The sequence below is a fragment of the Pseudomonas sp. MD195_PC81_125 genome, assembly GCF_014060985.1.
Classification (GTDB): domain Bacteria; phylum Pseudomonadota; class Gammaproteobacteria; order Pseudomonadales; family Pseudomonadaceae; genus Aquipseudomonas; species Aquipseudomonas parakoreensis.
Genome location: NZ_JABULD010000161.1, coordinates 1 through 15600, shown reverse-complemented (window position 1 = coordinate 15600; position 15600 = coordinate 1). Strand labels below are relative to the sequence as shown.

Annotated in this window: 14 protein-coding genes and 3 pseudogenes; 13 read left to right on the top strand and 4 right to left on the bottom strand. The window is 59.3% G+C overall.

The window, feature by feature from the left end; genetic code table 11:
• Positions 1-150: 150 nt before the first annotated feature.
• A pseudogene (locus HT737_RS07015) lies at positions 151-1814 on the bottom strand (electron transfer flavoprotein-ubiquinone oxidoreductase).
• A gap of 525 nt (positions 1815-2339) precedes the next feature.
• On the opposite strand from HT737_RS07015, the pseudogene HT737_RS07010 reads away from it, so the two are divergent.
• The 10 genes and pseudogenes from HT737_RS07010 to HT737_RS06965 form a co-directional block, all read left to right on the top strand.
• A pseudogene (locus HT737_RS07010) lies at positions 2340-3080 on the top strand (electron transfer flavoprotein subunit beta/FixA family protein); the annotation flags it as partial.
• Between the two features lie 12 nt (positions 3081-3092).
• Positions 3093-4022 carry an electron transfer flavoprotein subunit alpha/FixB family protein gene (locus HT737_RS07005; RefSeq protein ID WP_047295610.1) on the top strand — a complete coding sequence of 310 codons (930 nt, stop codon included), beginning with the start codon at positions 3093-3095 and terminating at the stop codon, positions 4020-4022.
• Between the two features lie 80 nt (positions 4023-4102).
• Positions 4103-4924: an ABC transporter substrate-binding protein gene (locus HT737_RS07000; RefSeq protein ID WP_041069270.1), complete on the top strand. Its 822-nt coding sequence runs from the start codon at positions 4103-4105 to the stop codon at positions 4922-4924.
• 9 nt (positions 4925-4933) lie between these two features.
• Positions 4934-5290, top strand: a complete 357-nt coding sequence (locus HT737_RS06995) for a DUF4398 domain-containing protein (protein WP_047295606.1) — start codon at positions 4934-4936, stop codon at positions 5288-5290.
• Positions 5287-6099 (top strand): OmpA family protein, encoded by an 813-nt coding sequence (locus HT737_RS06990; RefSeq protein WP_041069276.1) that lies wholly within the window; start codon positions 5287-5289, stop codon positions 6097-6099. Before HT737_RS06995 ends, HT737_RS06990 begins: the two co-directional genes overlap by 4 nt.
• A gap of 201 nt (positions 6100-6300) precedes the next feature.
• Positions 6301-7740: a PLP-dependent aminotransferase family protein gene (locus HT737_RS06985; protein WP_003226969.1), complete on the top strand. Its 1440-nt coding sequence runs from the start codon at positions 6301-6303 to the stop codon at positions 7738-7740.
• 78 nt (positions 7741-7818) lie between these two features.
• Positions 7819-8315 (top strand): annotated as a pseudogene (locus HT737_RS32620) (translation initiation factor 2).
• 165 nt (positions 8316-8480) lie between these two features.
• Positions 8481-8735 (top strand): YkgJ family cysteine cluster protein, encoded by a 255-nt coding sequence (locus HT737_RS06975; protein WP_041069283.1) that lies wholly within the window; start codon positions 8481-8483, stop codon positions 8733-8735.
• Positions 8736-8776: 41 nt separating this feature from the next.
• Positions 8777-9382: an START domain-containing protein gene (locus tag HT737_RS06970; protein WP_182401979.1), complete on the top strand. Its 606-nt coding sequence runs from the start codon at positions 8777-8779 to the stop codon at positions 9380-9382.
• A 311-nt stretch (positions 9383-9693) separates the two neighbouring features.
• Entirely contained in the window at positions 9694-11787 is a 2094-nt protein-coding gene (locus HT737_RS06965) for an LTA synthase family protein (protein WP_041069289.1), read from the top strand.
• A gap of 57 nt (positions 11788-11844) precedes the next feature.
• On the opposite strand, the gene HT737_RS06960 is transcribed toward HT737_RS06965, so the two are convergent.
• Complete coding sequence (locus HT737_RS06960; RefSeq protein ID WP_169432680.1) at positions 11845-12003, bottom strand: DUF3309 family protein; 159 nt, start codon at positions 12001-12003, stop codon at positions 11845-11847.
• Between the two features lie 326 nt (positions 12004-12329).
• Here HT737_RS06960 and HT737_RS06955 point away from each other — a divergent pair, with 326 nt between their 5' ends.
• From HT737_RS06955 to csrA, 3 genes are all read left to right on the top strand, one after another.
• The gene (locus tag HT737_RS06955) at positions 12330-13145 is read left to right on the top strand and encodes an SDR family oxidoreductase (RefSeq protein WP_182401977.1); all 816 of its coding nucleotides are present in this window, start codon (positions 12330-12332) and stop codon (positions 13143-13145) included.
• Between the two features lie 63 nt (positions 13146-13208).
• Entirely contained in the window at positions 13209-13541 is a 333-nt protein-coding gene (locus HT737_RS06950) for a YnfA family protein (protein WP_182401975.1), read from the top strand.
• A gap of 147 nt (positions 13542-13688) precedes the next feature.
• Positions 13689-13874 (top strand): carbon storage regulator CsrA, encoded by a 186-nt coding sequence (csrA, locus tag HT737_RS06945; protein ID WP_041069300.1) that lies wholly within the window; start codon positions 13689-13691, stop codon positions 13872-13874.
• Here csrA and HT737_RS06940 read toward each other — a convergent pair.
• The gene (locus tag HT737_RS06940; RefSeq protein WP_182401973.1) at positions 13871-14098 is read right to left on the bottom strand and encodes a YheU family protein; all 228 of its coding nucleotides are present in this window, start codon (positions 14096-14098) and stop codon (positions 13871-13873) included. The two genes, csrA and HT737_RS06940, sit on opposite strands and share 4 nt — an antisense overlap.
• Before the next feature lie 202 nt (positions 14099-14300).
• Positions 14301-15491 (bottom strand): osmoprotectant NAGGN system M42 family peptidase, encoded by a 1191-nt coding sequence (locus HT737_RS06935; RefSeq protein ID WP_041069309.1) that lies wholly within the window; start codon positions 15489-15491, stop codon positions 14301-14303.
• Positions 15492-15600 lie beyond the last annotated feature (109 nt).

The window sequence follows — 15600 nt, the reverse complement described above, 5'->3', positions numbered from 1 at the left end:
CCAGCGATGGCGGTGATCCACGCTGCCAAATGTCCACTGACACGGCCCCATCGCTGGCAAGCCAGCTCCCACAGGGGCTGATGTGATGCATTTAGTTGTGGGCAACAAAAAGGCCCCCGTTTCGGGAGCCTCGTTGTTCAGCGATGCGACTTACATGTTCGGGTAAGTCGGGCCGCCAGCGCCTTCCGGCGTGACCCAGGTGATGTTCTGCGAAGGGTCCTTGATGTCACAGGTCTTGCAGTGCACGCAGTTCTGGGCGTTGATCTGGAAGCGTTTTTCGCCATCTTCCTTGGTGATCACTTCATATACACCGGCCGGGCAGTAGCGCTGTGCCGGTTCGTCGTACATCGGCAGGTTGCGGCTCAGCGGAATGCTTGGGTCGGTCAGCTTCAGGTGGCACGGCTGTTCTTCTTCGTGGTTGGTACCGGAGATGAACACCGAGCTCAGTTTGTCGAAGCTGAGTTTGCCGTCCGGCTTTGGATAGTCGATCTTCTTGCAGTCGGCCGCGAGCTTCAGGCAGGCGTAGTCCGGCTTGGTGTCGTGCAGGGTGAACGGCAGTTTGCCGCCGAAGATGTTCTGGTCCAGCCAGTTGAAACCACCGCCGACAATCGCGCCGAACTTGTGGATCGCCGGGCCGAAGTTACGGCTGGCGAACAGTTCGTCGTAGAGCCAGCTCTTCTTGAACGCGTCGACGTAGGAGGTCAGCTCTTCGGTGCCATCCTTTTCGGCGAACAGGGCGTCGGCCACCGATTCAGCAGCGAGCATGCCCGACTTCATCGCCGTGTGGCTGCCTTTGATCTTGGCGAAGTTCAGGGTGCCGAGGTCGCAACCGATCAGCGCGCCGCCCTTGAAGACCATTTTCGGCAGCGAGTTCAGGCCACCTTTGCAGATCGCGCGGGCGCCGTAGCTGACGCGTTTGCCGCCTTCCAGGTACTGCGCCAGCACCGGGTGATGCTTGAGGCGCTGGAACTCGTCGAACGGCGACAGGTAAGTGTTGCTGTACGACAGGTCAACGATCAGACCGACCACGACCTGGTTGTTTTCCAGGTGATAGAGGAACGAGCCGCCGGTGTTTTCGGTGCCCATGATGTCCAGCGGCCAACCGGCGGTGTGCACCACCAGGCCTGGCTGGTGTTTGGCCGGGTCGATTTCCCAGATTTCTTTCAGGCCGATGCCGTAGTGCTGGGCGTCGGCATCGCTGTCGAGGTTGTAGCGCTTGATCAGTTGCTTGCCGATATGGCCACGGCAGCCTTCGGCGAACAGCGTGTACTTGCCACGCAGTTCCATACCCGGGGTGTACAGGCCTTCTTTCGGGTTGCCTTCGCGGTCGACGCCCAGATCACCGGTGATGATCCCGCGCACGATGCCGTTTTCGTCGATCAAGCTTCCTGAGCGGCGAAGCCCGGGTAGATTTCCACGCCCAGGTTCTCGGCCTGCTGGGCCAGCCAGCGGCACAGGTTGCCCAGGGAAATAATGTAGTTGCCTTCGTTGTGCATGGTCTTGGGCACAAAGAAGTCAGGGATTTTCTGCGCGCTGTCGGCGTTTTTCAGTACGAAAATGTCATCGCGGGTGACCGGCGTGTTCAGCGGGGCGCCGAGTTCTTTCCAGTCCGGGAACAGTTCGTTCAGAGCGCGTGGTTCGAACACGGCACCGGACAGGATGTGTGCGCCGACTTCGGAGCCTTTTTCGACCACGCAGACGCTGATTTCCTTACCGGCTTCGGCGGCCTTCTGCTTCAGACGGCAGGCGGCGGACAGGCCAGCGGGGCCGGCACCGACGATGACCACGTCGAATTCCATGTATTCGCGTTCCACAGGCTATCTCCTACTCAAGGCTCAACAGTTTTTTTTCTAATTTGGAGGTTCGGTGTCGCATCCGTTATTGCCTTTACGTTAACGTCAAGGGTAATAATGGGCAAACCACCTTTCTCTCTAGGCGGCGCATTATATCTACACCACTCCGAGCGTCCAATACAAACGTTTGTTTGAATCGGCTCCAGCCCAGAGAAATCAAAGAAGCGCGGCTTATGAACGGCCATTTTGCCGTATTGACCGGAATAGGCGTTCCGGTCAAGATACGGGCGGTTTTGCGCTCGCCGTAGGCAGACTGGCGGTTTCAAGAGCACCTCTAAAGACAGGGCACAGGCAGTTCAAGGTGATGCGCAGCGCAAGTCCGGCGCGCAGTTTACACACCGTGCGATTCAATGACCCGTTGGTCACCACTGACGAACGGTCATCGCCCCCCGCCGGCGTTTTTAGAGGTGCCCTTGTGCCCGATGAGCATCAACCGCCAGGTTCGCCTAGGCGACTTTCTTTTCACCGGAGAGTAACGAGGAATCCATGAAGGTTCTTGTAGCTGTCAAACGCGTTGTGGATTACAACGTCAAGGTTCGCGTCAAGGCGGACAATTCCGGCGTAGACCTCGCCAACGTCAAGATGTCGATGAACCCGTTCTGCGAAATCGCAGTGGAAGAAGCCGTACGCCTGAAAGAGAAAGGTGTTGCGACTGAAATCGTCGTCGTCTCCATCGGCCCGTCCACCGCTCAGGAACAGCTGCGTACCGCACTGGCTCTGGGTGCCGACCGTGCCATCCTCGTCGAATCCGCTGAAGACCTGACTTCGCTGGCCGTGGCCAAGCTACTCAAGGCTGTGGTCGACAAGGAACAGCCTCAGCTGGTGATCCTGGGCAAACAGGCGATCGACAGCGACAACAACCAGACCGGCCAGATGCTTGCTGCACTGAGCGGCTATGGTCAGGGCACATTCGCTTCGAAAGTCGAAGTCTCCGGCGACAGCGTTGCCGTGACCCGCGAAATCGACGGCGGCGCGCAGACCGTTTCCCTGAAACTGCCGGCCATCGTCACCACCGACCTGCGTTTGAACGAGCCGCGCTACGCGTCCCTGCCAAACATCATGAAAGCCAAGAAGAAGCCTCTCGAAGTGCTGACTCCGGACGCTTTGGGCGTTTCCACCGCCTCCACCAACAAGACCCTGAAAGTCGAAGCGCCGGCTGCACGCAGCGCGGGTATCAAGGTCAAGTCGGTGGCTGAACTGGTCGAGAAACTGAAAAACGAAGCGAAAGGTAATCTAAAAATGACTATCTTGGTAATCGCTGAACACGACAACAAAGTGCTGGCCCCGGCCACGCTGAACACCGTGGCTGCTGCTGCCAAAATCGGCGGCGACATTCACGTACTGGTTGCAGGTCAGGGCGCTGGCGCCGTGGCCGAAGCCGCGGCGAAAATCGCAGGCGTGGGCAAAGTTCTGAACGCTGACAATGCCGCTTACGCGCATCAGTTGCCGGAAAACGTTGCGCCGCTGGTAGCAGAGCTGGGCGCTGGTTACAGCCACATCCTGGCTGCCGCCACGTCCAACGGCAAAAACATCCTGCCGCGCGTTGCCGCTGCACTGGATGTTGACCAGATCTCCGAGATCATCTCGGTAGAAAGCGCCGATACGTTCAAGCGTCCGATCTACGCCGGTAACGCCATCGCTACCGTGCAATCGACCGCTGCGATCAAAGTGATCACCGTGCGTGCCACCGGTTTCGACCCGGTTGCTGCTGAAGGCGGTTCGGCGGCTGTTGAGGCCGTTGCTGCTGCGCACGACGCCGGCACTTCCAGCTTCGTCAGCGAAGAACTGGCCAAGTCCGATCGTCCTGAGCTGACCGCTGCCAAGATCGTGGTTTCCGGCGGCCGCGGCATGCAGAACGGCGACAACTTCAAACACCTGTACGCCCTGGCCGACAAGCTGGGCGCCGCCGTCGGTGCTTCGCGCGCCGCGGTCGACGCAGGTTTCGTACCGAACGACATGCAGGTCGGTCAGACCGGCAAGATCGTTGCACCACAGTTGTACATCGCCGTCGGTATCTCCGGCGCGATCCAGCACCTGGCCGGCATGAAAGACTCCAAAGTGATCGTTGCGATCAACAAGGACGAAGAAGCGCCGATCTTCCAGGTGGCCGATTACGGTCTGGTGGCGGATCTGTTCGAAGCAGTCCCTGAGCTGGAGAAGCTGGTCTAATCCGGCGGCTTCACTTATAAAGAGCCCGGCCTTCTGGTCGGGCTTTTTTTTGTCTCGAATTTGAGTGGAGAGCGTTTGCCATGGATCTGCGCCGCAGGTTGTTATTGGGATTGATCCTGTTGCCGGGGATGGCTGCGGCTGCCGGCAAGTGCGAGCGCCTGGTCGTCACCGGTAGCCCGGACGCGCCGCCGTACCTGTGGCAGGACCCGCAGAACCCCAAACATTTGATCGGCGCCAGTGCCGACCTGTTGCAGCAAGTGGCCAAGGATCTGGGGATCAAGGTCGAGCTGCTCTACGCCGGCAAACGCGCGCAGGCCCTCGACGAAGTGCGCAGCGGGCGCATGGACATGCTGGCGGACACGCCGCTGATGTTCAATGAGCTGGAAAACCTCGACTACGTCTATCCGCCGTTGCTCGAAAACGACTACCTGGTGTGGACGCGCAAAGGCTCGACGCTGGCCTACAGCGAAGCAAAAGACCTGCACGGGCACGCTGGCGGGTTGTCGGAAAAGTCTCGAATGACCCAGGCTTTTGGCACTTTCGCCGAGCAGAATCTGACCCTGACGCGGACGGCAAACATCACTCAGGCCTTTCAGAAACTTCTGCTGGGCGAAGTGGAATATGTACTCGCCGGGCGCTATTCGGGCATGGCTGCCGCGCAGGCATTGGGCATGGCCAATGATCTGCTGGCGTTCGAACAGCCGATCGACCGACCGGGATTGTTCCTCGCGGTTTCGCATAACTCGGCCTGCAACGATCCGTGGTTGCGCGGACAGCTCGCTAAAAAGATGACAGAATTGCCCGCGTCCGGACTGACCGAGGCCGCGCTGCAACGCAACATCGAGCGCTGGAAGGCGCAGCAGCAACAGCCGCAGCCACCTGTCAGCGCCCCAAAACAGTAGGGATTCTTAGTGAGTATTCGACCTCTTTTCGCGGCCATGGCCGTTCTGGCCCTGGCCGGCTGCGCCAACGATCCGGCACCCCATGAGCAAATGCGCCTGACCGAGCAGGCCATCACCCAGGCCAAGGCCGTCGGTGCGACCGCCGATGAAATGCCGGAAATGAAACTGGCCGAAGACAAGTTCAACCGGGCCAAGGGCAACATGACCGATGAGTCTTTCAAGAACGCCCGCATGCGCGCCGAACAGGCTGAGCTGGATGCGCGTCTGGCCGAAGCCAAAGTGCTGACGCAAAAGAGCGAAGAGCAACTCAACGTGCTCAACACCCGCATCATCCGTCTGCGCAAGCAACTGGGAGATGCCCAATGAGCCTCAAGTCCAAAATCCTCGGCGGGATGATCCTGGCCGGTTGCGCAAGCCTCTATGGCTGCGCCGGTCAACACGGCGAAGCCGCATTGCAACAGGCTGGCAGTGACTTTCAGAAGGTCAAGGAAGATTCCAATGTGCTGCGTATCGCGCCGAAGGATGTGATCCGCGCCGGTGAGTCGCTGGCCCGCGCCGATCGCTTGTCCACCTATTGGGGCAGTGGCGCGGACGTGGTGCATTACGCGTACTTGAGTCAGCGCTACAGCGAAATCGCTCGCGAACACACCAATCTGGTGCTCAACGAAGAGCGCGCGGCGAAGCTTGAGCTGGAGCGTCAGCGCCTGCAACTGGCCCTGCGCGAGTCCAAACTGCTGAGCGTGCAGCAGCAGGGTAAATGGCTGGAAGAACAGATCGTGGCGTTGGCCACTACGCAGACTGATCGCGGCCTGGTGATGACCCTTGGTGATGTTCTGTTCGACACTGGCGAGGCGGAGCTGAAGAACTCGGCCAATCGCGTGGTGTTGAAGATTGTGCAGTTCCTGCAACTCAACCCGAAACGTGTGGTGCGTATCGAGGGTTACACCGACAGCACCGGTGGCAAACAGGAAAACCTCAAGCTGTCGCGTGATCGCGCGCAAGCAGTGGCCGATGTGTTGATGGACCTGGGGATTGAGGACAAGCGGATTCAGGTCGAAGGTTACGGTGACGAATACCCGGTGGACGCCAACGCTTCCGAGCGCGGTCGGGCACAGAACCGTCGGGTGGAAATTGTGTTCTCCGACGAAAAAGGCCAGCTTGGCGCCGCCCGTTGAGGGCTGCGTCTCTGGAAAGCCCGGCCTGTCATGCAGCGCCGGGCTTTTTTACGGCTGTCGATTGGCACGCAAATCCGTACAGTTGTGGCTGACACTGCACTGTACGGTCGACTATGGTGGCAACTGTCCCAGTACACTTCTAAACTGTTCCGGTATTGTTTCACACAAGAATAAAATGCCCGTGAAATCGAGTGCTGCGTCATGACCAACCTCTTGCTCTACCAACGTATTGCTCAACAATTGGCGGAAGACATCCGGCGCGGTGTCTATCAACCCGGAGAACGCGTGCCGTCGGTGCGCAAGATGAGTTCGCAGCTGAATGTCAGCCATGCGACGGTGTTGCAGGCGTATGCCAATCTCGAAGATCAGGGCCTGATCCGCGCACGGCCGCAGTCCGGCTACTACGTGCACCAGACCCCGGCACTGACGGCGCCGACCCCGGACATCGCCCGGGTCGAGCGCCCAGGCCTGGTCACGCGCGCCAGCATCATTCAGCAAGTATTGGTCGAGTCTCGGCGCGAGGGGGTTTTCCCGTTGGGCGCTGCGGTGCCGAGTGTCGATTACCTCCCGGTTCGCGCACTGCATCAGCAACTGGCCAAGGTCACCCGATTCCATAGCCCTCGCGCGTTCAGCTACATGTTCAGCCCCGGCTTCGAACCGTTGCGCCGGCAAGTGGCAATCCGCATGCGCGACGCCGGGGTGGTGGTCGATCCGTCGGAAGTGGTCATTACCCACGGTTGTGTCGATGCGCTGCAGATGTCGCTGCGGGTGCTGACCCGTCCGGGAGATCTGATCGCTGCCGAATCGCCGACCTATTACGGCCTGCTGCAACTGGCCGATCTGTTGGGCCTGAAAGTGATCGAGATCCCCAGCGATCCGGCCACCGGCATGAGCCTCGAAGCCTTGCAACTGGCGGCCAACCAATGGTCGATCAAGGCTTTGGTACTGACCACGCGCCTGAGCAATCCGTTGGGCGGCACCATGCCGGAAGAACGGCAGAAACAGCTGCTGCGTCTGGCCTCGGACTTCGATATCCAGATCGTCGAAGACGATATCTATGGGGAGTTGATGTTCGAACAGGGCCGCACCAAAGCCCTTAAGGCTTACGATCGACTGGATCGGGTGATTTACTGCTCGAGCTTTTCCAAAACATTGTCGCCGGGCGTGCGCGTCGGCTGGATGATTGCCGGCAAGTATCAGCAGGAAATCCAGCGTCTGCAGACCTTCACCACGCATTCGGCGTGCAGCGTGACGCAGATGGCGATTGCCGCTTATCTGGAAAATGGCGGTTATGACCGGCATTTACGGTACATCCGCCAGGAATACCGGAAAAATCTCAGCGCGTTCCAGTTGGCGGTGCAGCAGTACTTTCCCGAAGGTACACAGATGACCCGGCCCACGGGCGGTTTCATCCTCTGGGTGAGTCTGCCGGGCAGGGTCAATACCCAGGAATTGCATGTCCGCGCATTGCAGCAGGGCATCAGTATTGCACCGGGGCTGATCTTCAGTAATACCGAGCAGTTCAATCACTGCATCCGCCTGAACTGCGGCACACCGTGGAATCGCGAGGCGGAAAGGGCGCTGATGACCCTCGGTCTGCTGGCGACTCAACTGTGTCAGGAAACGGCTGGCGGTTTCTGAACGAGCGGCGCGTCGTGCTTGTCTTGTGGCGCTCAACAGGCGAGCATATGGCCCTCTGCCGTTAGTATTGTAGGGTTCATGAAAGCGATTTTGCCTGCTGCCTGGATTTTGCTTGGTGTGTTGATGATGGGCCATGCGCCCGGTGTCATGGCAGCTGCCGTTCAGGAAAAGCCCGCAACGTCCGCGCCGGCAAGCAAACCGGCGGCGAGCAAAAAAGCCGTTGCAGATAACAAAGCTGCGGCTAAAAAAAGCCCCACAGAAGAAAGCCGCCGCGGTGAAGAAACGGCCCCCCGGTCGCTTCCAAGTCGAAACCGGCCAGCGAAGTGGCAAAAACCAGACTGCCACCGGCCAAGCTTGACCTGAGCTTGCCCAAGGATATGGTTCAGCAGCTTAAACCTGCCGGTACTGTACCGATGCCCAAGCACGACGCAATCCTGCCGCAGATGTTTGGCGAGAAGAACAGTGGCTTTCAGCTCAACGGCCGCCTGCTCAGCAACGAAATGCAGTTGCAGCTGCGCAATGAGGAGCGCCGTGAAGTCGAAGGCGCAGCACTGGATTTCGAGTTCAAGCAATAAATTCAATCGATCCGTGACCCGCGAACCAGACGCTTTGTCGGAGACTGGTCAGTCACATTCAGTTATCGGTAAAAACCCCGGTACAGGGAATTTGAAACAACCGTTTTAGCGGTTACTCTGTCCGCGTCTCTTTAACACATTGCCCGTTGCGAGGACTTGCTCGTCATGAAATGCCGTGAAGGCTGTGGCGCTTGCTGTATTGCCCCCTCCATCAGTTCTGCCATTCCGGGCATGCCCAACGGCAAGCCTGCCGGCGAACGTTGCGTGCAGCTCTCGGTCGAAAACCTGTGCAGCATTTTCGGCCAGCCGGAGCGTCCGGCGGTTTGTTCAGGATTTGCCGCCGATGTCGAAGTCTGTGGCAGCAGCTCCGAGGAAGCGATCAAACTGATCGGCTGGTGGGAGCAGATGACGGCGGCGTGATGTGTCAAACGAACGGAACTTCAACAATAAGGAATAAGACTATGGGTTCGCTGCATCGTATCGCTGTGTTGTGTGGTTTGACCGCTGTACTGGCTACTTCGTTGGCTCAGGCTGAGGACTGGAAAGTCGCCAAGGAGCAGGACGGGATCAAGGTCTCACTGGCTCAAGTGCCGGGCTCGGATTACAAGTCCTACCAGGGCGTGACCCTGATGAAGACCACCGTGGCCAAACTGCGTGCCTTGCAGGACGACGTGGCTGGCGCCTGCACCTGGATTCACGAGTGCAAAGCCCAGAAGCTGCTCAAGCACGAGGGCAATCAGAGCTGGACCTACACCCAGTTCAATACGCCGTGGCCAGTGACCCCACGTGATTCGGTGTTGCACATCACCACCGTTGAGGGCGCCGATGGCAGCCTGACCCGCAACCTCGAAGGCGTGCCGAAGTACATTCCCGAAGAGAAAGGCTTTGTCCGTGTCGCTCAGGTCAAAGGGTTCTGGAAGTTCGTACCCAAAGGTGATCAAGTCGAAGTGACCTATCAGGTGCACACTGAGCCCGGCGGCAGCGTACCGAGCATGATTGCCAACAAGTTCGTGGTCGACGCTCCCTTCAATACCCTTAAAGCCCTGAAAGAACGCGCCGAGAAGTAATTTTTCGCGCTGACAGCAAAACGCCCCGACCGAATCGGGGCGTTTTGTTTTGTCGTTATATTGTGTTTCCAGATATGCGCTGCACGAAATTTTCACAAAGCGTTCCTGACAATTCGCCCGCGCAATGCGTGCTGTCTGCGAACGATTGCCTTTATGAAAGAGTCGGGCAGCGGGGCACTAATCAATGGCAATGCTGCCGGTGATCGTGCAACATTTGCGCACCGCGCACGCCCCGGGGTCTGGAATGGCCAATAGAGGGCATCGCGCCGCTGTATTTTGCAACTTCAACTTCCAATGGGTCCTAAAACGACATGGCAAACCCGGACGCCCTGAATCAGCAGCGATCTTCAACTCGCCTGCTGCAACCGACCGTCAAATCGCATCTGGCCTACACCCTGTTGTGTGCCCTGGTCATGATGGTGATGTTTTCCGTGCTGCGCCTCGCGCTGCTGGTCTACAACCGCGAGATGATCCTCGATACCCCGGCTTCGACCTTCCTCGAAGCTTTCGCCAACGGCTTGCGTTTCGACCTGCGCCTGGTGGTCTACGTCTGCGTTCCGCTGCTGCTGGCACTGTTCAGTGCGCGGGCGATGGCTGCGCGCGGGTTCTTCCGTCTGTGGCTGACCGTGGCGTCCAGCATCGCGCTGTTCCTCGGCCTGATGGAGATGGACTTCTACCGTGAGTTCCACCAGCGCCTCAATGGCCTGGTGTTCCAGTACGTGAAAGAAGACCCGAAAACCGTGATGAGCATGCTCTGGTACGGTTTCCCGGTGGTGCGCTACCTGCTGGCGTGGGTGATCGGCACCGTAATCCTGACCCTGGCCTTCAAGGGCGCCGATCGTGCAACCCGTCCGCGCGGCCCGTTCAGCGGCGGCAACGTCGGCACCCGTCAAGTGGCGCCGTGGTACACCCGTCTAGCGGTGTTCGTGGTCTGCCTGCTGATCTGCGTCGTGGCCGCCCGTGGCACCCTGCGTCAGGGCCCGCCGCTGCGCTGGGGTGACGTGTACACCACCGAATCGAACTTCGCCAACCAGCTCGGTCTCAACGGCACGCTGTCGCTGATCGCCGCCGCCAAGGACCGCATGGGTGAAGATCGCAACAACATCTGGAAAGCCACCCTGCCGCAGGAACAGGCGCAGAAAGTGGTGCGCGAGATGCTGGTGATGCCGGACGACAAACTGGTCGATGCCGACATTGCGGCGGTGCGTCGTGACTACACGCCACCGGCCGACAAGACCCTGCCGATCAAGAACGTGGTCGTGATCCTGATGGAAAGCATGGCCGGTCACTCGGTGGGCGCTCTGGGCGCACCGGGCAACATCACGCCGTACCTCGACAAACTGTCGAAGGAAGGCCTGCTGTTCGACCGTTTCTTCTCCAACGGCACCCATACCCACCAGGGCATGTTTGCGACCATGGCGTGCTTCCCGAACCTGCCGGGTTTCGAATACCTGATGCAGACCCCGGAAGGCAGCCACAAGCTCTCCGGCCTGCCGCAGCTGCTCAGTGCGCGCAAGTATGACGACGTGTATGTCTACAACGGCGACTTCGCCTGGGACAACCAGTCGGGCTTCTTCAGCAATCAGGGCATGACCAACTTCGTGGGTCGTAACGACTTCGTCAACCCGGTGTTCTCCGATCCGACCTGGGGCGTGTCCGACCAGGACATGTTCGACCGTGGCCTGGTGGAGCTTAAGGCGCGGGAGAATGGCAAACCGTTCTATGCGCTGCTGCAAACCCTGTCCAACCACACGCCGTACGCCTTGCCAACGCCTTTGCCGGTGGAGCGCGTGACCGATCGCGGCACGCTCAACGAACACCTGACGGCCATGCGTTACGCCGACTGGGCCCTGGGTCAGTTCTTTGAGAAGGCGCGCAAAGAGCCGTACTTCAAGGAAACCCTGTTCGTCATCGTCGGCGACCACGGCTTTGGCAACGAGCGTCAGATCACCGAAATGGACCTGGGCCGCTTCAACGTGCCGATGCTGATGATCGCCCCGGGCATTCAGGAGAAGTTCGGTACCCGTGACCATACCGTGGGCACCCAGATCGACATCGTGCCGACCATCATGGGTCGTCTGGGTGGCGAAGTGCGTCACCAGTGCTGGGGCCGTGACCTGCTCAACCTGCCGGCCGGCGACACCGGTTTCGGTGTGATCAAGCCGTCGGGCAGCGAGCAGACCACTGCCATCGTCACCGCTGACCAGATCCTGGTCTTGCCGAAGGAGAAGGAAATGGCGCCGAAGATCTACCAGTACCAACTGGGCGCGAACCCTTCTGCGGAGATCATTCCGGACGCACCGCGTACCGCCGAACTGAAGCTCAAGCTGGAAGCGTTCCTGCAAACGGCGACCAAGAGCCTGATGGACAACACCGCCGGTGTGATCAACGGCAAGCCGGACTGATAAAACCGCTGCATAAAAAAGAGGCCCCTGAGGGCCTCTTTTTTTTGTCTTGGGGTTTTATATCCTGCCAAGTAACAGCAAGACCAGCAGCACCACCAACACCACGCCGATAATGCCCGAAGGACCATAACCCCAACTTCTGGAGTGCGGGAAGACCGGCAGACCACCGATCAGCAACAGGATCAGGATAATGATAAGAATTGTGCCCATGTCGATTTCCTTGTTTATAGCGTTCGAGAAGACTTGGTGTTCAAGGGCGACTGGAGGCTAACTAATTCCAGACGGCTTACAAATTCCGACTGGTGCGAATGAAAGAAAATTCAATGTTTTTTTTAATGTATTTGGATGACTCGTTTATTTCCTTTAAAGCGCGAGATCAAAAAGATCGCAGCCTTCGGCAGCGCCTACATCAGTTTCCTGTAGGAGCTGCGAAAGGCTGCGATCTTTTTGATCCTGTATTCAGCATTCTGATGGAGCGTGGGTGGCCAGTGTTCCTTCGCTACACTCGGCGCATCTCCTACAGAACAACAAGGCTGTCTGCTATGCAAAATCGCATGATGATCACGGGTGCGGGCTCAGGTTTAGGTCGCGAACTTGCACTGCGCTGGGCGCGTGAAGGCTGGCAGCTGGCCTTGTCCGACGTCAGCGAGCCTGGCCTGCAGGAAACCCTGAAGCGGGTGCGCGAGGCCGGTGGCGACGGGTTCGTCCAGCGCTGTGATGTGCGTGATTACAGCCAGCTCACTGCGTTTGCCCAGGCCTGCGAAGAGAAGCTCGGCGGCATCGACATCATCGTCAACAACGCCGGTGTGGCGTCCGGCGGGTTCTTCAGCGAACTGTCGCTGGAAGACTGGGACTGGCAGATCGCGATCAACCTGATGGGCGTGGTCAAAGGCTGCAAGGCCTTCCTGCCGCTGCTGGAACAGAGCAAAGGCAAGATCATCAACATTGCTTCGATGGCGGCATTGATGCAGGGCCCGGCGATGAGCAATTACAACGTGGCCAAGGCCGGTGTGGTGGCGCTGTCTGAAAGTTTGCTGGTGGAACTGGCGCAGCAGGAAGTCGGGGTGCATGTGGTCTGCCCGTCGTTCTTCCAGACCAACTTGCTCGACTCGTTCCGTGGCCCGACGCCAGCCATGAAAGCTCAGGTTGGCAAGTTGCTGGAAAGTTCGCCGATCAGCGCGGCCGACATCGCCGACTACATTTATCGGCAAGTGGCCGCCGGCGAGTTCATGATCCTGCCGCACGAGCAGGGACGCATGGCCTGGGCGATCAAGCAGAAGAACCCGCAACTGATCTACAACGAAATGACCACCATGGCCGATAAAATGCGCGCCAAGGCCAAACAAACCAACGGCTGAACTTGCCCCATGGGTGTCGCGTCGCTAGGGTGGCCGCAATGGTCACCCTGTCGAGAGGCATCAATGCTCAATTACCTGTGGTTCTTCCTCGCGGCGCTGTTTGAAATCGCCGGTTGTTTCGCCTTTTTCATGTGGTTGCGCCAGGGCAAAAGTGCCTTGTGGGTGATCCCGGCGCTGCTCAGCCTGACGCTGTTCGCCCTGTTGCTGACCCGTGTCGAAGCGGCTTACGCCGGTCGCGCCTATGCCGCCTATGGCGGGATCTACATCGTCGCGTCGATTAGCTGGCTGGCAGTGGTTGAACGGGTGCGTCCCTTGGGTTCGGACTGGATCGGCGTGGCGCTGTGCGTGATCGGCGCCAGCGTGATCCTGTTCGGGCCGCGGTTTAGCGCCGCGTGAGGCGAGACTGTTTAGCGATTTGCAGGAAACGTCTGACGGGCGCAGCGCTTGCGGGTGTAGGGCAAGACTGAATTGCTCGCCGCGCATTGTAGAGCGGGCGTGCACCGCGCATCTTCAGGGCTGGTTAACCCTTGAAGGACGAACTCCATGCTTGTACTCAGCCGTGTTGTGGGCGAGTTGATTTCCATCGGTGACGACATTTCCCTGCGGGTGTTGTCCGTCAACGGCTCCAGTGTGCGCTTTGGTGTCGAAGCGCCGCAGAAGATCAATGTGCACCGTTCGGAAGTCTATGAGCGGATTCAGCGCAAACAGGCCACCGAGAAGGTCCGCTAGTCGAACAGGTGCTTGGGCACGTCGTGTTTGAGCATCAGTTGGCATTGTTCGCTTTCCGGGTCGAAAACGATCAGCGCCTGGCCTTTGGTCAACGCCTGGCGGACGCGCAGCACGCGGGTTTCCAGCGGCGTGTCATCACCGTTGTCGGTGCCTTCGCGAGTGACAAAGTCCTCGATCAGGCGGGTGAGGGTGTCGACTTCTAGAGCGTCGTAGGGAATCAGCATGGGCACCTCGGCTAAATCAATGGCGGGATGCTACGGCGATTGGTGGCTGGCTGCCAGTTTTGTGTGGGCAGTATCGGCCCTATCGCTGGCAAGCCAGCTCCCACAGGGTTTGATGGTGTACACAAACCACTGATCCACCCCGAAAACTGTGGGAGCTGGCTTGCCAGCGATGGGGCCAGTCCAGCCACCACGGAAGCCCGGATCAACTGTCGGAGCGCTGCCCTACCAGGCTGTCCACCGAAGGCACTCGCGTATCGCTCTCCATTTGCGTGTCATGCTCGATCTGGTGACTGAAGCGATCCAGCGAAGCATTGGCCGGCGCGGCATCGCTGGCAAATACCGGCGGGCTCAGAATGTACGCTCCAAGCAAACGACTGAGCGCCGCCAGACTGTCGATGTGCGTGCGCTCGTAACCATGGGTCGCATCACAACCGAAGGCGAGCAGGGCCGTGCGGATGTCGTGCCCGGCGGTCACCGCCGAATGCGCGTCGCTGAAGTAATAGCGGAACAGGTCGCGCCTTACCGGCAGTTCGTTTTCACTGGCCAGACGCAGTAAATGTCGCGACAGGTGATAGTCATAAGGGCCACCGGAATCCTGCATCGCTACGCTCACCGCGTGCTCACTGGAGTGCTGGCCCGGAGCGACCGGTGCGATGTCAATGCCGACGAATTCGCTGACATCCCACGGCAAGGCCGCCGCCGCACCGCTGCCGGTTTCTTCGGTGATGGTGAACAGCGGGTGACAGTCGATCATCAATTCCTGACCGCTGTCGACGATGGCTTTGAGCGCAGCGAGCAGCGCGGCGACACCCGCCTTGTCGTCGAGGTGGCGGGCGCTGATGTGGCCGCTGTCGGTGAACTCCGGCAACGGGTCGAACGCCACCACGTCGCCGACACTGATGCCCAGCGAGTCGCAATCGGCCTTGGTTGCGCAATACGCATCCAGACGCAGTTCGACGTGATCCCAACTGATCGGCATCTCGTCCACGGCGGTGTTGAACGCGTGCCCGGAGGCCATCAACGGCAACACGCTGCCGCGAATCACGCCGTTGTCGGTGAACAGGCTGACGCGGCTGCCCTCGGCAAACCGGCTCGACCAGCAGCCGACCGGGGCCAGGGTCAGGCGACCGTTGTCTTTCACCGCGCGCACGGCAGCACCAATGGTGTCGAGGTGCGCGGAAACGGCGCGGTCGGGGCTGTTTTTCTTGCCCTTGAGCGTGGCGCGGATGGTGCCGCGACGGGTCATTTCGAAAGGGATACCGAGTTCTTCCAGACGCTCGGCGACGTAGCGCACGATGGTGTCGGTGAAGCCGGTGGGGCTGGGGATGGCGAGCATTTCCAGCAGGACCTTTTGCAGGTAGTTCAGATCCGGTTCGGGGATTTGTGTGGTCATGGAAACTCCTGATGAGTTGAGGCGCATCGATGGTTTCGATGAGGAAGATTTGTGGCGCCTGATTCGGCCCCTTCGCGAGCAGGCTCGCTCCCACATTTGGATGCGTTCC